This window comes from Rhodobacter sp. TJ_12 (assembly GCF_020023995.1).
Classification (GTDB): Bacteria; Pseudomonadota; Alphaproteobacteria; order Rhodobacterales; family Rhodobacteraceae; genus Rhodobacter.
Map to the genome: position 1 here is coordinate 72,057 of NZ_NRRD01000003.1, position 17,697 is coordinate 89,753.

General features: G+C 63.2%; 15 protein-coding genes. 8 read left to right on the forward strand and 7 right to left on the reverse strand.

Annotated features, from left to right (window positions below; genetic code table 11):
- The first annotated feature begins 49 nt into the window (after positions 1-49).
- The 3 genes from CKO11_RS04100 to CKO11_RS04110 all read left to right on the forward strand — a co-directional run bounded on the left by CKO11_RS04100 (position 50) and on the right by CKO11_RS04110 (position 2,774).
- Positions 50-934 carry a fructose bisphosphate aldolase gene (locus CKO11_RS04100; RefSeq protein ID WP_223633253.1) on the forward strand — a complete coding sequence of 295 codons (885 nt, stop codon included), beginning with the start codon at positions 50-52 and terminating at the stop codon, positions 932-934.
- 156 nt (positions 935-1,090) lie between these two features.
- A complete protein-coding gene (prfB, locus tag CKO11_RS04105) occupies positions 1,091-2,218 on the forward strand; it encodes a peptide chain release factor 2 (protein WP_223633256.1) in 1,128 nt (375 codons plus the stop codon).
- A 4-nt stretch (positions 2,219-2,222) separates the two neighbouring features.
- Positions 2,223-2,774, forward strand: coding sequence for a shikimate kinase (locus tag CKO11_RS04110; protein ID WP_223633259.1), 552 nt, complete (start codon positions 2,223-2,225; stop codon positions 2,772-2,774).
- A 94-nt stretch (positions 2,775-2,868) separates the two neighbouring features.
- On the opposite strand, the gene CKO11_RS04115 is transcribed toward CKO11_RS04110, so the two are convergent.
- From CKO11_RS04115 to purC, 6 genes are all read right to left on the reverse strand, one after another.
- Complete coding sequence (locus CKO11_RS04115) at positions 2,869-5,862, reverse strand: ribonuclease E/G (RefSeq protein WP_223633262.1); 2,994 nt, start codon at positions 5,860-5,862, stop codon at positions 2,869-2,871.
- A gap of 559 nt (positions 5,863-6,421) precedes the next feature.
- Positions 6,422-7,741 carry a sigma-54-dependent transcriptional regulator gene (locus tag CKO11_RS04120; RefSeq protein ID WP_223633565.1) on the reverse strand — a complete coding sequence of 440 codons (1,320 nt, stop codon included), beginning with the start codon at positions 7,739-7,741 and terminating at the stop codon, positions 6,422-6,424.
- Between the two features lie 15 nt (positions 7,742-7,756).
- The gene (locus tag CKO11_RS04125; protein WP_411741988.1) at positions 7,757-9,553 is read right to left on the reverse strand and encodes an ATP-binding protein; all 1,797 of its coding nucleotides are present in this window, start codon (positions 9,551-9,553) and stop codon (positions 7,757-7,759) included.
- Between the two features lie 45 nt (positions 9,554-9,598).
- Positions 9,599-10,267 (reverse strand): phosphoribosylformylglycinamidine synthase subunit PurQ, encoded by a 669-nt coding sequence (purQ, locus tag CKO11_RS04130; protein ID WP_223633264.1) that lies wholly within the window; start codon positions 10,265-10,267, stop codon positions 9,599-9,601.
- Positions 10,268-10,343: 76 nt separating this feature from the next.
- Positions 10,344-10,583 (reverse strand): phosphoribosylformylglycinamidine synthase subunit PurS, encoded by a 240-nt coding sequence (gene purS, locus CKO11_RS04135; RefSeq protein ID WP_223633266.1) that lies wholly within the window; start codon positions 10,581-10,583, stop codon positions 10,344-10,346.
- 11 nt (positions 10,584-10,594) lie between these two features.
- Positions 10,595-11,356: a phosphoribosylaminoimidazolesuccinocarboxamide synthase gene (purC, locus tag CKO11_RS04140; RefSeq protein ID WP_223633268.1), complete on the reverse strand. Its 762-nt coding sequence runs from the start codon at positions 11,354-11,356 to the stop codon at positions 10,595-10,597.
- A gap of 257 nt (positions 11,357-11,613) precedes the next feature.
- On the opposite strand from purC, the gene CKO11_RS04145 reads away from it, so the two are divergent.
- The 3 genes from CKO11_RS04145 to bmt all read left to right on the forward strand — a co-directional run bounded on the left by CKO11_RS04145 (position 11,614) and on the right by bmt (position 15,254).
- Positions 11,614-11,928, forward strand: a complete 315-nt coding sequence (locus tag CKO11_RS04145; RefSeq protein WP_223633272.1) for a DUF1476 domain-containing protein — start codon at positions 11,614-11,616, stop codon at positions 11,926-11,928.
- Positions 11,929-12,139: 211 nt separating this feature from the next.
- A complete protein-coding gene (locus tag CKO11_RS04150) occupies positions 12,140-14,170 on the forward strand; it encodes a phosphatidylglycerol lysyltransferase domain-containing protein (protein WP_223633275.1) in 2,031 nt (676 codons plus the stop codon).
- Positions 14,171-14,240: 70 nt separating this feature from the next.
- The gene (gene bmt / locus CKO11_RS04155; protein WP_223633279.1) at positions 14,241-15,254 is read left to right on the forward strand and encodes a betaine--homocysteine S-methyltransferase; all 1,014 of its coding nucleotides are present in this window, start codon (positions 14,241-14,243) and stop codon (positions 15,252-15,254) included.
- 116 nt (positions 15,255-15,370) lie between these two features.
- Here bmt and CKO11_RS04160 read toward each other — a convergent pair whose 3' ends face one another.
- Entirely contained in the window at positions 15,371-16,468 is a 1,098-nt protein-coding gene (locus tag CKO11_RS04160) for a PA0069 family radical SAM protein (protein ID WP_223633282.1), read from the reverse strand.
- 223 nt (positions 16,469-16,691) lie between these two features.
- Here CKO11_RS04160 and CKO11_RS04165 point away from each other — a divergent pair, with 223 nt between their 5' ends.
- Together CKO11_RS04165 and CKO11_RS04170 are read left to right on the forward strand one after the other, a co-directional pair.
- Positions 16,692-17,390 carry a corrinoid protein gene (locus tag CKO11_RS04165; protein WP_223633285.1) on the forward strand — a complete coding sequence of 233 codons (699 nt, stop codon included), beginning with the start codon at positions 16,692-16,694 and terminating at the stop codon, positions 17,388-17,390.
- A 133-nt stretch (positions 17,391-17,523) separates the two neighbouring features.
- Positions 17,524-17,694, forward strand: coding sequence for a hypothetical protein (locus tag CKO11_RS04170; RefSeq protein WP_223633288.1), 171 nt, complete (start codon positions 17,524-17,526; stop codon positions 17,692-17,694).
- Positions 17,695-17,697: the final 3 nt, after the last annotated feature.

Here is a 17,697-nt window from a genome sequence, read left to right on the forward strand (position 1 = left end):
ACGTGACGCGCCGCCCGGGGGAAGCCGGGCGCCAAATCGGGGGTCGATGATGGCGAAAACGATGATGGAACAAATGATGCAGGGCGAAGGCTTCATTGCCGCGCTTGACCAGTCGGGGGGCTCGACGCCGAAAGCGCTCAAGCTCTATGGCATCAACGAAGACGCCTATTCGAACGAAACCGAGATGTTCGACCTGATCCACGAAATGCGCGCGCGCATCATTCGCACGCCCGCGTTCACTGGTGAAAAGGTCGTGGGTGCGATCTTGTTTGAACAAACCATGGATCGCGATGTCGAGGGGATCCCGACAGCGACCTATCTGTGGGAAAAGCGCGGCGTCGTGCCGTTCCTCAAAATCGACAAAGGTCTTGAGGAAGAAAAAGACGGCTGCCAGATGATGAAGCCGATCCCGGGGCTGGAGGCGCTGCTGGAACGCGCGGCCGAACAGGGGATTTTCGGCACCAAGGAACGTTCGGTCATTTCTGCGGCGGATCCGATGGGCATTTCCTCGGTCGTGGCGCAACAATTCGAGCTGGGCGAGAAGGTTCTGGCCGCAGGCATGGTGCCGATCCTCGAACCGGAAGTGACGATCTCTATTTCCGACAAGATCGATGCCGAGACGATGCTGCGTGATGCGCTGCTGGCGGGGCTTGAAACCGTGTCTGCGCCGGTGATGCTGAAACTTAGCCTGCCCACCGTCGACAATTTCTACAAGCCGCTGGTCGACCACCCCAATGTCATCAAAGTGGTGGCGCTGTCGGGCGGTTATGCCCGTGCCGAGGCGAATGAAGTCCTTGCCCGCAACACCGGCATCATTGCCTCGTTCAGCCGCGCGCTGACCGAAGGTCTGAGCGCGCAAATGACGGATGCGGAATTTGACGCCGCGATTGGCGAAGCGATCGACAGCATCTACCGCGCCTCGATCGCCGGCTGACATTGCCGCTTCGGGGTCCCCGTGCGGTGCCCCTGCGAACGCGCCACCTCGGTGGCGCGTTTTTCTGTCGGATCGGGCCGCGGCGCCGCACCGCCCACCCCTTGCCCGAACCCGCGCGGGCTTGTAGAAAACGCCAACCCAAGGAAGGAAATCCCGATGCGCGCCGAGATGCAGAATATCGCCGATGCGATCAGCAAGACGTTGAAACTGCTCGGTCAGCGGATGGATTTGGAAACCGCGCCGCACCGGCTCGAAGAATTCGACGCGTTGATCGAGGATGGCGATCTTTGGTCGGATCCGGCGCGCGCGCAAAAGCTGATGCGCGACCGGCAAACGCTGATCGACAAGCTGGCCACCTATCGCAAGATCGACCGCGAATTGACCGACAATGTCGAGTTGATCGAACTGGGCGAGATGGAAGACGATCCCGAAATCGTCGCCGAGGCGGAAAAGAGCCTGCGCGAGTTGAAAGAATTCGCCGCCGCGAAAGAGTTGGAAGCCCTGCTTGATGGCGAGGCCGACAGCAATGACACCTTCCTTGAAATCAACGCGGGCGCGGGCGGCACGGAAAGCTGCGACTGGGCCTCGATCTTGGCGCGAATGTATACCCGCTGGGCCGAGAAAAAAGGCTATACGGTCGAGTTGCAATCGGAAACGCCCGGCGAAGAAGCGGGCATCCGCTCGGTCGCCTACAAGATTTCCGGGCCGAATGCCTATGGCTGGCTGAAATCCGAAAGCGGCGTGCACCGTTTGGTGCGCATTTCGCCCTATGACAGCGCCGCGCGGCGGCACACCTCGTTTAGCTCGGTCTGGGTCTATCCGGTGGTCGACGACAATATCGAAATCGATATTCCGGCCTCGGATATCCGCATCGACACCTATCGGTCCTCGGGCGCGGGCGGGCAGCACGTCAACACCACCGACTCGGCGGTGCGGATCACCCACTTGCCCACCAATATCGTGGTCACCAGCTCGATGAAATCGCAGCACCAAAACCGCGAAGCCGCGATGAATGCGCTGAAGGCGCGGCTTTACCAGATGGAACTGGACAAGCGAAACGCCGAAATCAACGCCCAGCACGAAGCCAAGGGCGAGGCGGGCTGGGGCAACCAGATCCGCTCTTACGTGTTGCAGCCCTATCAGATGGTCAAAGACCTGCGCACGGGGTTTGAAACCTCGGATACGCAAGGCGTTCTGGATGGCGATCTGGATGGGTTGATGGCCGCCACCTTGGCCATGAATGCGGCGGGCAAATCGCGCGCGGATGCCCAAGGCGACGACTGATCGCATGGCGGCGCGGGTCTATATTACCGGCGCCGCGGGGGCGGGCACCTCCACGCTCGGACGGGCGTTGGCGGACCGGCTTGGCGTGCCTTTTCTGGATACCGATGATTTCTATTGGGCCCCGACCGAGCCCCCCTTTACCACCAAGCGCCCGGTGGCCGAGCGGCTGGCGCTGATTGCCGCCGCGCAACTGGGGCAAGGCGATCACGGGGGCTGGGTGCTGGCCGGTTCTTGCGATGGCTGGGGCGACGAGGCCATCGAAGGCACCGATCTGATCGTCTATATCTCCACCCCCGCGCCGGTGCGCCTGTCGCGCATCCGGCGGCGCGAGGCAGAGCGGTGGGGCGACCGCATTAAGCCCGGCGGCGATATGGAACGTCAGCATGCGCAATTCATCAAATGGGCAGCAGGCTACGAAGATCCCTATTTCTCGGGCCGTTCTTTGGCGCGCCATCTGGCCTGGCTTGTGGGGCGCGACGAGCCGGTGATCGAATTGGACGGGACCACCCCGGTCGATGAGATGGTGCAAGAGGTGCTGGCCCGGCTGGCGCACTAGGCGCCCAATCCCGTGTCTGCGCAACGATTATGACCCAAAGAAAACGCCGGGCGTTGGCCCGGCGTTTCTGTTTTCTCATGCCAATGTCGGGCGCTTAGCTGCCGCCAATGGACCACCAGCCTCGTTTCTTCGGCTTCGGCGTGCTGTCTTCCTCGGCCGGTTCCACGGTGGGCGCCGGTTCCGGTGCGGGCTCCGCTGCGACCGGAGACTCTTCCGCAGCTTCTTCGGCCATGGGCGCCTCTGCCGGGGCGTCTGCGCTGGTCTCGGGGCTTGCCTCCTCGGCAACCGGCTCTGCCGGTTGCTCGGCCTCGGGCGGTTCCACGGTCTCGGTTACCGGTGCGACCTCCGCAGCGGTTTGCGCAACCGCTTCGTCTGCCGGCGCTTCGGAGAAGGGCTCTGCCGCCGCCTCGGGGGCCGGTTCGGCCGCGGCGGCTTCGGGCGCTTCAACCGGCGCTTCGGCCTCCGGTTCGACCTTTTTCTTACGCGACCGGGTGGTGGTTTTCTTCGGCGCGGGCGCATCGCCCTCGTCGGTTTTCTTCTTGCGCGACCGGGTAGGTCTTTTGGCCGGTTTCGCGGCCTCTTCTTCCGCCGCCACAGGCTCCGTCACAGCCGCCGCATCTGCGCCAGCCGCTTCTGCCTCGCCCGGCAGATCGGGCAACGTCACCTCGGCCAATTCCGCAGCCGCTGCGGCGCGCGCAGCATCCTCGGCCGCGTCGCCCTCGGTCGCGTCGTGATCCGGCTCCGACCCCTCGTCGCCCTCGTCCTCGTCGCCCTCGCCATTGTCTTGCGGGTCGTCTTGCGCATCCGTGCCGTTGCCCGGTTTCTTGCGCCGACGCCGACGGCGTTTTTTCTTCTTCGGGGTTTCCTCGGCCTCGGCAGTCTCGGTCTCTTCGACCTCGTCCTCTTCTTCCTCGACAACGTCCTCATCGTCGATCTCGGCCATCAATTCGGCACTGGCATGCACCGCCGCCGTCATCGGATCGGGCACGATCCGGGTCGCGGTTTTAAACTTCTCAATCGAGAAATCGGGGCTGACAAGGGTCGGATCGGCCTCGATCCGTACCGCCATGCCATAGCGTGCCTCGATCGAGGCGATATGCTCGCGCTTGGCGTTCATCAGGTAGTTGGCCACCGCGACCGGGCATTTCACCAGAACTTCGCGGCTCCGTTTCCGGGTGCCTTCTTCCTCGATGGCGCGCAGCACTTGCAGCGCAAGGCTGTCATCCGAACGGATCAAGCCGGTGCCATGGCAATGCGGGCAAGGCTGGGTGGTGCTTTCCAGCATCCCCGGGCGCAACCGCTGACGGCTCATTTCCATCAGCCCAAAGCCCGAAATCCGGCCCACTTGAATGCGCGCGCGGTCGGTCTTCAGCTTCTCTTTCAGGCGCTTCTCGACGGCGGAGTTGTTCTTGCGCTCCTCCATATCGATGAAGTCGATGACGATCAGGCCGGCCAAATCGCGCAGACGCAACTGGCGGCTGATTTCCTCGGCGGCCTCAAGGTTGGTTTTCAGCGCCGTGTCTTCGATCGAGCCTTCCTTGGTGGCCCGGCCCGAGTTCACGTCAATCGCCACCAGCGCCTCGGTGACGCCAATCACGATGTAGCCGCCCGATTTAAGCTGCACCACCGGGTTGAACATCGCGCCCAGATAGCTTTCGACCTGGAACCGCGCGAACAGCGGCAACTGCTCGTTGTAATGTTTCACATTGCGGGCATGGGACGGCATGATCATTTTCATGAAGTCCTTGGCCACGCGATAGCCACGCTCGCCCTCGACCAACACCTCGTCGATATCTTTGGAATAAAGATCGCGGATCGAGCGCTTGATCAGATCCCCCTCTTCATAGATCGGCGCGGGGGCGATGGATTTGAGCGTGAGTTCGCGGATCTGTTCCCACAGCCGCATCAGATATTCATAATCGCGGCGAATCTCGGTGCGGGTGCGCTGGCTACCGGCGGTGCGGATGATCAGGCCGGCGCCATGCGGCACCTCCATCTCGCCCGCGATTTCCTTAAGCTTCTTGCGGTCGGCGGCATTGGTGATTTTGCGCGAAATGCCACCGCCACGCGCGGTGTTGGGCATCAGCACGCAATAGCGGCCCGCCAACGACAGGTAAGTGGTCAGCGCCGCACCTTTGTTGCCGCGCTCTTCCTTGACCACCTGCACCAGCATGATCTGGCGCACTTTGATGACTTCTTGAATTTTGTAGCGGCGCGCACGCGGGCGACGCGGCGCGCGGATTTCTTCTTGCACATCCTCATCGGCGACGGATTCGATATCGTCATCGGTGGGGTTGGCGTGATGGTCGTGATCGTGGCTGTCGCCGTCTTCGGCTTCTTCCGCGCCCTCTTCGGCCTCGTCCTCGCCATCCGCCGCGTCGGCGGGGGCAAGCGCTTCGGCCACGGCTTCGGCCACCACCGCTTCGACGGTTTCGGCCTCGGCTTGGGCGTCGGCCTCGGGCGCCGGGTCCACAGCGGTCGCTTCGCTTTCCGCCGCATCGGGCTGCGTTTTCCCCTCGGGCGCGGCTTCGGCGCTGTCGTCCGGGGCCGCCGTGTCAGGCGTTTGCGCCTCGGGCGTTTCAACGCTCAGATCGGTGGCTTCGGGTGCGGGCGCGGCCTCTTCGGCGGTGCCATCTTCGGCATCGGCTTCGATCACCGCCATGCCCGGAATATCTTCAGAACGCACCACCGGATCGGCGCTATTGGCTTTTTCCGCCTTGGCCGCAGAAGAAGACGACCGCGACCGCGAGCGCGACCGGCGCGACCGCGGGCGGCTTTCCTCGGCCTCTTCGGCCTCGGCAGCCAGACGTTCTTCCTCGATCAGCGCCTGACGATCCGCCATCGGGATCTGGTAGTAATCGGGATGAATCTCGGCAAAGGCAAGGAACCCATGGCGATTGCCGCCATAATCGACAAAAGCGGCTTGGAGCGAAGGCTCCACCCGCGTCACTTTTGCCAGATAGATGTTCCCGGCGAGCTGCCGTTTGTTGATGGTCTCAAAGTCGAACTCTTCGACCTTGTTGCCGTCCACCACCACAACCCGAGTTTCCTCGGTATGGGTGGCATCGATGAGCATTTTCTTTGCCATTAATCCTGGTTCCCCATGCGCGGCACCGCCTGGGTCCGGCCCCGATCGGGGGGGACAAGGCGGTCCATGCACGGTTTGTCGTTGAGGCGGAAGCGTTGCGGCACAAACGGGTGGCGGCGGCCGATATCGGCCCGCCCGTCATCACCCGTTTTGTGTTTGCGCGCTCCATCGCGGTTCGTCCCTAGCGCGCGGCAAGCCGCGGGCCAATTGTAAGACCCCCTTGGTTTTCAACGCCTTGAGGGTGTGAAAGCGGTCTTTCGACCAATCGGATGACCCAAGGCCCGCTTCGCACCCGCGAAGAACATCGGCCCGGAAATCAGCGAATTCCGTGGGCAGGACACACGCCTGCCGACATTGCGACATTAGCAATGCTGTGGGTACGAATACAATCGGTTTTTCGCCAAGAAACGGTTAACGTTGATTTGACAGCCATATTTTTGTTCCGCCGCGCCGACTCGACCATGCCGTTTCCCAACCGCCGCGATTGCACGCAAAGGTTGCAATTGAAGGCCCGCCGCACCGGCAGACCCACCCAGATCGGGGCAAGCGCCCGGCTCACCTAGGTGTAGTCGGCCCGGCTCAGCCCGTATTTCGCCATCTTTTCATTCAGCGTCCGGCGCGGCAGGCACAATTCCTCCATCACCGCCGCAATCGAGCCCTTGTGGCGGCGCATCGTATTGTCGATCAGCATCTTCTCGAAGCTTTCGACATATTCCTTCAGCGGTTTGCCCTCGGTCGTCATCGCAGCGCCCAGATCGTCGCTTTCGGCCATCAACAGCGAGGCAATCGAGCCCTGCCCGCGCCGCGCCTGAAGCACCGCGCGTTCGGCCACATTGATCAACTGGCGCACATTGCCGGGCCACGGCGCTTGCAGCAATTGCGCGGCTTCCTGCGCGCTGACCTCGGGCGCCTCACAGCCGTAATCATCGGCGAATTGCTCGCTCATGCGGGTGAACAGCGTCAGCACATCTTCGCCGCGCGCACGCAGCGGCGGAAGGGTCAGCTTATGCGCGGCCAAGCGGAAATAAAGATCGGGGCGCAAAAGGTCTTCAAGCATCTGCCCCTCGCCATGGGCATTGCAGATCGCCACGATCCGGGTTTCCGCCGGATTGCCTTGGTCATTGAGAAAGGTCAAAAGCCGCGCCTGCAAACCGGGGCTCAGCGCCTCGATATCTTCCAGCACCAACGTGCCGCCGCGCACCTCTTCGACCAACGGCAGCCCGCCGCCCTCGGCCACCGGGCCAAAAAGCCGCTCGCCAAGCGCCTCTTCGGTATAGGCCGCGCAAGAGATGGTGACGAATTTCTTGCCCGCGCGCGTGCCCGCCGCATGCAGCGCATGCGCCACCAGCGTCTTGCCGGTGCCGGTTTCGCCGTCAATCAGCACATGGCCATCAGATTGCGCGATATCGAGCACATCTTCGCGCAGCCGCTCCATCTGCGGCGAGGTGCCGATGAGCTTGCCCATCACCTTCGTGCCTTCGCCCAGATCACGGCGCAAGGCGCGCGCATCCAGCGTCATCCGCCGCGCCTGCGTGGCGCGTTTGGCCAATTCGGTCATCCGGTCGGGGTTGAACGGCTTTTCCATGAAATCCATCGCGCCAAGGCGCATCGCCTCCACCGCCATCGGCACATCGCCATGGCCGGTGATCATGATCACCGGCAACCCGCTATCAAGCCCCATCAGCCGTTTGAGAAAGGCCATCCCATCCATGCCGGGCATACGAATATCGGTGATGACCACACCCGGCCAATCCGCCCCGATCACCTTAAGCGCATCTTCCGCACAGGCGAAACTTTCGGTGTCAAAGCCCGAAAGCGCCAGCCATTGGCTGATCGATTGCCGGATGTCTTCCTCGTCATCGACGATCGCCACTTTCATCATGCGCATATCTTGTTACTCCGCTGCCCTGCGCCCCTTGCCGGGCGCCCTCATCCCTGCTGTCAGGCGCGGCAGCCGCACTTCGAACACCGCGCCCCCCTCCTCGGCATTGCGTGCGGTCAGCCGACCGCCGAAATCCCCCACGATGGACGAAGAAATCGCAAGGCCCAGCCCCGTCCCCTCGCCCGGTTTCTTGGTTGTCCAGAATGGCTCGAAAAGCTTGTCCAGATCGGTGATGCCGGGGCCATTATCGGCCACGGTCAAAACCGCCATCTCATCGGCCTCCAAGGCAATGGCAATGCGCGGCGTGCGCTGCCCCTTGGTCGCATCCAGCGCATTGCGCAACAGGTTGATGATCACCTGTTCAAGCCGGATCCGGTCCGCCATCACCATCACCTGCCCACGCGGCAGGGAACGGGTGATCTTGACGGTGCGCGCTTTCAATTGCGGTTCCATCATCGTCAGCGCCGACGACAGCGCGGCGCGCAGATCGACCGGCTCAAAAGCGTCGCCGCCCTTGCGGGCGTAGGATTTCAACTGCCGTGTGATCGCGCCCATCCGCTCGATCAAATCATCGATGCGCTGGAACGACGACAAGGCCTCGGTCACGCGTTCGCGCTGCAACAAAAGCCGCGCACCCGCCAGATAGGTTTTCATCGCCGCCAGCGGCTGGTTAAGTTCGTGGCTGACCGCCGCCGACATTTCCCCCATCACGGCGAGTTTGGAGCTTTGTTCCAGTGTCTGTTCGGCCAAGGTCAGGTCTTTTTGCACCCGCTCCCGCTCGGCAATCTCGCGTTTGAGCCGCGCGTTGAGCGCGCGCAGTTCCGCAGACTCGCGCCGATAAAGCGCCGATTGCACCTTGGCGCGGCGTGACACGAAGTAAAAGCCAAGCGCCAAAAGCACGGCAAAGCCCATGATTTCCAGCGCAATAACCGCATTCACCCGGTCGCGCACCGACGTATAGGGCGTGAACGCCACCATCCGCCAACCGCGAAACGGCAGCCGCGCCTCGGTGCGCATCACCGCTTGCCCCGCGACCCAAGCATCGGGCGGCTCATTCGCCCAATCCGCCGTGGCCTGCAAGGCGCGCTCAATCGCCGAAGGGGCCGAGCGCGCGGCCAACGCCTCGTCCATCGTCACGCCACGCCAGCGCGGCTCGGTCGCCAAGACGATCTGGCCCGAACTGTCCAACACCGCCACGGCATCGGAAATCCCCGCCCAGGCGCGTTCATAGCGGGCCAGATCCGCGCCCACAACGATCACCCCCACCAGCTTGCCTTCGGAGATGATGGCGCGCGAATAGACGAATTCCGACGCCCCGGTAACCCCTTTGACAGCGGTAAAAACCGTATCGCGCGAGCGCTGCGCATCGACGAAAAACGGCGCATCGTTGAAGGTGGTGCCCAGCACATTGCGGTCTGTCGCGGCGACCACGCGGCCTTGCAAATCCAGCAGCCGGATCGAAGCCACGCCCACCTCGTCGCGCGCCGCGATCAACAGCGCCGAAGTGGTGGAAAAATCTCCCGATGTCAGCGAGGTAGACAGCTCCGGGTCACGCGCCAACAAAAGCGGCACCACCGCGGTGCGTTGCAATTCCGACAAGATATTGCCCGAATAAAGTGCCAGCCGCAGTTCGGTGCGCATCCGCGTGGTTTCGGTAAAGCGCTCGGTCAGCCAGATATTGGTCAGCCAAATCCCCGCCATCGTCGCCGCCAGCGCCAGCACCGCAATCGCACGATAAGCCGCGCGGCGAAAACGCCGCCGGGTCTCGGCGCGGGTGGTAAGTTCAGAGCGCAAACGGGTCTCGGGCATGGGCGCAGATTAGGCCAAGCCGCCCCCCCCAACAAGCAGGCGCGATCACGCTTGGGCGAGCATCCCCGAAAGCGCGCGGAAAAGCGCCGCCCCGTCGGTGCCGCCTTGGCGGTCTTCCACCACCCGTTCGGGGTGCGGCATCAGGCCCAATACACGGCGGTTTTCGCTGAGCACGCCCGCAATATCGGCGGTGGAGCCGTTCGGGTTGTCGATATACCGAAACGCGACACGGTCTTCGCCCTCAAGGCGTTTCAGCCCCTCGGCATCGATCACGTAATTGCCATCATGGTGAGCAATCGGATAGGTCACTTCGGCGCCCGCGGCGTAGCCCTCGGTGAAGATACTGTTGGTCGTCGCCACCGCCAGCTTTTGCGGGCGGCACACGAATTTGAGCGAGGCATTGCGCATCAGCGCGCCCGGCAGCAAGCCCATTTCGGTCAGCACCTGAAAACCGTTGCAAATGCCGATCACATGGCCGCCCTTGGCAGCGAAATCGACCACTGCCTGCCCAATCGGCGAGCGCGAGGCAATCGCGCCGCAGCGCAGATAGTCGCCAAAGGAAAAGCCCCCCGGCACGCCCACCACATCAGTGCCCGCCGGGATCTCGGTGTCCTTGTGCCAGATCCGCACGACCTCGGCCCCCGCCTTCTCAAAGGCATCGGCAAGATCACGGTCGCAGTTCGACCCCGGAAAGGTGATGACGGCGGCTTTCATAGCGAAAGGGCTCCTGCGTTCTTCTTGGTGCAAACAATCCGGGCTCCGGGGGCACGGCCCCCGGCCAACCGTCCGATCAGGCGATCTCGACTGTGTATTTCTCGATCACCGTATTGGCGAGCAGCTTTTCGCACATCGCCTTGACCTCGGCCTCGGCGGCGGCGGCATCGGTCGCGGCCAGATCCAGCTCGATCACCTTGCCTTGACGCACACCCTCGACGCCCGAAAAGCCCAAATGGCCAAGCGCGTGGCGCACCGCTTCGCCTTGCGGGTCAAGCACCCCATCTTTCAGCATCACATGCACGCGCGCTTTCATCTTACGCCTCTTCAGTTGATCAAGGTGGGCTTCATCGGCGTGGCATTGGCGGGCAGAACCCCCAGCCGCCGCGCGACTTCGGTATAGGCATCGGTCAGGTTGCCAAGGTCGCGCCGGAACACGTCCTTATCAAGCTTCTGGTTCGTCTTCACATCCCACAAGCGGCAGCTATCGGGGCTGATTTCATCGGCAATGATCAGGCGCATGAAATCGCCATCCCAAACGCGCCCGATCTCGATCTTGAAATCGATCAGCTTGATGCCGACGCCAAAGAACACGCCCGACAAGAAATCGTTCACCCGCAGCGCAAGCGACACGATATCATCCAGATCTTGCTGGTTCGCCCAGCCAAAGGCGATGATATATTCCTCGGGGACGAGCGGATCGCCAAGTTCATCGTTTTTGTAGCTGTATTCGACGATCGGGCGCGGCAGCGGCGTGCCTTCTTCAAGGCCCAAGCGCTTTGCAATCGACCCGGCTGCGAAATTGCGCACGATCACCTCTAGCGGAACAATCTCCACTTGGCGAATAAGCTGTTCGCGCATGTTCAAGCGGCGGATGAAGTGGTTCGGAATCCCCACATTCGTCAGCCCGTTCATGAAGAATTCGGACAACCGGTTGTTGAGCACGCCCTTGCCCTCAATCGTCGCCTTTTTCTGCGCGTTGAACGCGGTCGCATCATCTTTGAAATACTGCACCAAGGTGCCGGGCTCGGGGCCTTCGTAAAGGATCTTTGCCTTGCCTTCGTAGATTTTCTTGCGACGCGGTGCCATGGGCTCTCCGATATTGGGCGGGTGCGTTGACCCGATGCGGGGCCTTGCCCCGAGGGCACCCCTTTCGGCCCCTATAGGCCAAGCCGCCCCGCGCCGCAAGAAGATCGGTGTGCAACCGCCCTGCTTGGGCCGATTGCGGGCGCTTTCGCCCCCCTTTAGGCCTGCTAGCGCAATCACCCCGGCGCGGCTTTATGAGGTCTTGCAGCGTGCAGCCAAAAAAACCATATCTGGGACAACAACCGATTTGGGGGGACCAGATGACCACTTTCGACGATCGCGAACACGCCTTCGAGGCCAAATTCGCTCATGATGCGGACCTGCGCTTCAAGGTGGAGGCGCGCTCGGTGAAGATCATGGGCCATTGGGCGGCGGAGCTTTTGGGCAAGACCGGCGAGGCCGAAGAAGCCTATGTCAGCGCGCTGATCGCGGCCGATTTCGAAGAGGCCGGGCAAGAGGATGTCGTGCGCAAGCTGGTCGGAGACCTTGCGGGCGTCGCCGATGAGGCCAAGATCCGCGCCAGACTGGGCGAGGCTTTGCGCGAAGCGATGAAGCAGATCACCGAAATCGGCTGATCCCGCCCGCAAGCCGAATTTTGAAAACCGACGCCCGAGCGCGTCGGTTTTTTCTTTGTTTCAACGCCTTGCAGGGCGGCGTTCTGAGGACCTCAGGCGGGGTTAATTTCCACATACCACGTTACAAATTGATGTCTCAATTTTAAACCTTTCTTTCCCTTCGCGGCGCAAACCCGACCCCCGGGGATACGCGCAAGAAAGAGGGGTTCGGATGTCCGATCATCGCAAGGGCCAAGCGGCCGTGGCCGAGCAAAGCGTGCAAGAAACGGCGGCCCGCCCGCTGCGGTTTGGCGCGGCTGCGGGGCGGCAGGTTCTGGGCATCGCCCTTGTGGGCGCCTTTGTGTGGGCGCTGCGCGATCGGCTGGCGATGCTCGATGGCGCGGCGGTGATGGCGGCGCTCGGGCGCGTCGACGCCGCCCAGTGGGCGCTGGCGCTTGTCGCCACCTGCATCAGCTTTGCCGCGCTGGCCCAATATGATGCGATCATTCATCGCCTGCTGGGCACTGGCACGGCCGCCCGCCCTGCGCGCCGCGCGGGCTGGACCTCAATCGCGCTGTCGCAAACCATCGGTTTTGGGCTGGTGTCGGGCGCGCTGGTGCGCTGGCGGATGCTGCCCGACACCTCTTTGGCGCGGGCCACCAAGATTACCGCCACCGTCGCCGCGACCTTCCTGATTTCTTGGGCGGTGCTGACCGCGCATGTGCTGTTGATCGCGCCGGTCAGCCTGCCGGGGCTGTCGCTGGCCACGGTGCAGGGCTTTGCCGCGCTGGGGCTGGCACTTGGCGGCGGGCTGGCGCTGGCCGCGTTGATCCTGCCGGGCATAAAACTGGGCCGCTTGACGCTGCGCCTGCCCGCGCCCGCCGTGATGGCGCAGATCCTTGGCCTTGCACTGATTGACACCGCCTTTGCGGCGCTGGCGCTTTGGGCGCTTTTGCCGCCGGGCACCGAATTGGGCCTGTTGACGCTGTTCCCGGCCTTTTTGCTGGCGCTGGGGGCAGGCTTTGTCTCGGGCACACCCGGCGGCGTCGGCCCGTTTGAAATCACGTTGGTGGCGCTTTTGCCTGCGACACCCGAACCCGAATTGCTGGCTGCGATTCTGGCGTGGCGGATCGCCTATTTCGGGCTTCCGGCGCTGGCGGCGATGGCCGTTGTCGCGCTGCGTCCGGCCCGTGCGGGCGATGCACCGCAAATCGTCACCGCCCCGCTGGACTGCCCGCAGATCGCGCATCTGGTCGCCCAAGACCGGCAAGCCGAACTGGGGCTGATGCGCCAAGGCGATCTGGGCGTTTTGCGCTGTGACCGCGCGCCGGGGGGCTGGATGACGGGCCGCGCCGGGCAAACGCTGGTGGCGCTTTTGGACCCGTTTGGCACCGCACCCCCGTTTGGCACCGCACCCACGGCCAATATGCTGCATGCGCTGCGCGAAGCCGCCCGCGCCGAAGGGCGCCGCGCCAGCCTTTACAAAATCTCGCCGCGCAGCGCCGCACTGGCGCGCCGCGCAGGCTGGGCCGTGGCGCCGGTCGCCACCGAAGTCTGGCTCGCGCCGCAAAGCTACAGCCTCGACACCCCCGCGCGCGCCGGTTTGCGGCGCAAGCTGCGCAAGGCCGCCAAAGCCGGGGTCATCATCACCCCCGCCGAAGGTCCGTTGCCGCTTGCCGAAATGACCGCGATTGCCGATCAATGGCGCACAGCGCGCGGTGGCGAGCGGGGCTTTTCGATGGGCCGGTTCACCCCCGACTATGTCGCGCATCAACAGGTCATGCTGGCCTATGTGAAAGGCACGCTTGTGGGCTTTGCCAGCTTTCACGCCAATCGCACAGAATGGGTGCTGGATCTGATGCGCCCCGGCACAGCCGCGCCCGATGGCACGATGCAGGCGCTGATCGCGGGGGCGCTGAGCGCCGCTAAAGAGGCCGGGGTCACGCGGCTGTCGCTTGCCGCGCTGCCGCCGCGCGCCGAAGACATCACCGGGCCTGCGGTCCATATCTGGCGGCGTGCCGAAAAGGGCGCCGGAGCCGCCGGTCTGCGGCAGTTCAAAATGAGCTTCGCGCCGCAACTCAGCCAACGTTATATCGCCGCGCCTTCCTCGCCGACTCTGGCGCTTGCGGCGGCCGATATCGCCCGCGCGATCCATCGCCCCGCCGCGCTTGTGCCCCCAAAAGCCGCGCTTGTGCCGCGAAAAACGGCGGTTGCCCCCGTCATTGCGATGCTGCGCAACCTGCGCCCTGCCTCAACAAGATGATGAGCGAAAGGAATTTGCACTTTGGACCGGCTTCTGGCAGGGAGTAGCCGACCCGAACAGGAGAGGCCCGATGACCAACACCCTTACCCGTCTGCTGCAAACCCGCGACTGGCTGCTGGCCGACGGTGCGACAGGGACCAACCTGTTCAACATGGGGCTGGAATCGGGCGAGCCGCCGGAGTTGTGGAACGTCGATCACCCCGACCGGATCGCCAAGCTTTATAGCCTTGCCGTCGATGCGGGCTCGGACCTGTTTCTGACCAACTCTTTTGGCGGCAACGCCAGCCGCCTGAAACTGCACAACGCCCAAGGCCGGGTGCGCGAACTCAACCGCACCGCCGCCGAAATTGGCCGTGACGTCGCCGATAAAGCGGGCCGCCCGGTTGCCGTTTGCGGCTCGATGGGGCCGACGGGCGATATTTTCGCGCCGATGGGCACGCTGACCCATGAACTGGCCGTGGAAATGTTCCACGAACAGGCCGAGGGGCTGAAAGAAGGCGGTGCCGATGTGCTTTGGGTGGAAACCATCTCTGCCCCCGAAGAATTTGCCGCCGCCGCCGAGGCCGCAAAGCTTGCTGGCATGGATTGGTGCGGCACCATGAGCTTTGACACCGCGGGCCGCACGATGATGGGCGTCACCTCGGCGCAATTGGCCGCCTTGGTCGAAAAACTGCCCAACCCGCCGCTGGCCTTTGGGGCGAACTGCGGCGTTGGCGCTGCCGATCTGATGCGCACGGTGATGGGCTTTGTGTCTTCTGGCACCGAACGCCCGATCATCGCCAAGGGCAATGCGGGCATCCCGAAATATCACGATGGGCACATCCATTACGATGGCACGCCCGCGCTGATGGGCGATTACGCCTGCCTTGCGCGCGATGCGGGCGCAACGATCATCGGCGGGTGCTGTGGCACCATGCCTGAACACCTCAAGGCGATGCATGAGGCGCTGTCGACCCGCGAACGTGGCCCGCGCCCGAGCCTTGAAGATGTGACCGAAAAACTTGGCGGGTTCTCGTCGGACACCGATGGCACCGGCGATGACGCCGGTCCGACCCGCGAACGCCGTGGCCGCCGCCGCGGCTAAGCCCGCAAAAAGAAACACTTGCCAGCCTGCCTTTGTGCCCGGAAGATTGCCTTGCATCTTCCGGCCTTGCCCGGCTGCGCCACCAAGGGATTTCTATGCCGCACATGCGCGCCCGCTCAAAACAGCTCCAACTGCTCGCCCGGTCTTGGCGGCACGGCAAAGCGCGCACAGTCCAGCGGCGGCAAATCGGGCGCAAGGCTCAACCTGCGGCACGAAACTTCAAACCGGCGCGCCAACAGCTCTGCCTCGGTCCCCTCGCCTTCCATGCGGGTTTCAAAGCGTGGGTCGTTCAGCTTGCCCCCCCGAAACGCGGCAATCGCCCCCAGCACCTTTTCGGCGCGCAGCGGATAATGACGGGCCAACCAATCGGCAAACAGCGGCGCCACCTCATGGGGCAACCGCAAGGGGATCATTTCGGCAGCGCGCGCCCCGGCCCGGCGCGCCTCGGTCAGCACGGCTTCCAGCGCGTGATCGGTCAGCCCCGGTATGATCGGCGCGGCCATCACCCGCACCGGAATGCCCGCGCGCGTGGCGGCCCGGATCATCCGCAACCGGGTTTGCGGGCTTGGCGCGCGCGGCTCCATCTTGCGGGCAAGCTCGTCATCCAAAGTGGTCAGCGACACGCCCAGATGCACCAGATTGCGCTTTGCCATATCGCCCAACAGATCAAGATCGCGCAACACCCCGGCACCGCGCGTGGTCAGGCACAGCGGATGGTTGAAATCGCTCAGCACCTGCAACAGCCCGCGCATGATCCCCTGTTCGGCCTCGACCGGCTGATAGGGGTCGGTCGCGGTGCCAATGGCAATCGGCGCGCAGACATAGCCGCGTTTAGACAAGTCACGCGCCAAAAGCGCGGGCGCCTCGGGCCGGGCAATGATCTTGGTTTCGAAATCAAGCCCCGCCGACAGACCCAGATAGCCATGTGTGGGCCGTGCATAGCAGTAGATACAGCCATGTTCGCAGCCCCGATAGGGGTTCACAGACCGGTCAAAGGGCACATCGGGCGAGCTGTTGCGGGTGATGATAGACTTGGGCCGCTCCACGCAAAGCTCTGTGCGCACAAGCTTTTCTTCTTCGGTTTGGTCCCAGCCATCGGGCTCCACCAGCCGCGCATAGGGCTCAAACCGGCCCACCGGATTGGCCGCGGCGCCCCGGGCCCGCAGCCGCTGGCGCGGATCGGGGGGCGGCAAATCAAGGGGCAAGCTCGGCATCGGGGTCATGCGCAAAAACTAGAACTAAAAGAGAACATTTCGCAAGAGATTCGCGCTCACAACCGGGCCGTGCAAAGCCCCGACTTCACGCCGCGACCTTGGCACGGCATTTGCCCGCAGCACGCAAATCGCGTCGGGGACAGAACGCCGCATGTCGCAAATCACAAAGTAACCCTGTCCCTTTCACCGCATCACGAAATGACCCACGCTCAGGAGAATGCCCATGGCCGATGAAGACGATATCATCCTTTCGGAACTCGACGACGACGAGCTTGTGCAGCAAATGCACGACGACCTTTACGATGGGCTCAAGGAAGAGATCGAAGAGGCCGTCAACATTCTCGTGGAACGCGGCTGGACGCCCTATGACATCCTGACCAAGGCGCTGGTTGCGGGTATGACGATTGTCGGCAACGACTTCCGCGACGGTATCCTGTTCGTGCCCGAAGTGCTTTTGGCGGCGAATGCGATGAAGGGTGGCATGGCGATCCTGAAGCCGATGCTGGTGGAAACCGGCGCGCCGCGCATGGGCAAAATGGTCATCGGCACCGTCAAGGGCGACATCCACGACATCGGCAAGAACCTTGTCGCGATGATGATGGAAGGCGCGGGGTTCGAAGTGGTGGACATCGGGATCAACAACCCGGTTGAAAACTACCTCGAAGCGATTGAACGCGAGCAGGCCGATATCCTTGGCATGTCGGCGCTGCTGACCACCACCATGCCCTACATGAAGGTGGTGATCGACACGATGAAAGAAAAAGGCATCCGCGACGACTATCTGGTGCTGGTCGGCGGGGCCCCGCTGAACGAGGAATTCGGCAAGGCCATCGGCGCCGATGCCTACTGCCGCGATGCTGCCGTTTCGGTGGAAATCGCCAAGGAAATGGTCGCGCGCAAGCACAACCAGATGGGCGCCTAAGCCGAATTTTGCGGAAAAGCCGGGCATTTTCCGGTTTGGCGCAACGAAATGTGAACCCGAAGGGCCTCAAGCTGTGCTTGGGGCCTTTTCCTTTGCGCCAACCGGCCCCATATTCGGGAAGAGGAGAGACGTAATGATGCAACCGATGCCCCTGCCCCATTTCCTGTTCATGCTGCTTGCTGTTGTCTTGGCCGCAGCGGTCACGATCGCCGTGGCGCTGCATGCGGGGGTGCCGCTGATGCTGATGGGTCTGGCCGCCTTGATCGGGGCCGCGCTGATGCGCCTTTTTGAGCGGGTCGAGTAAGCC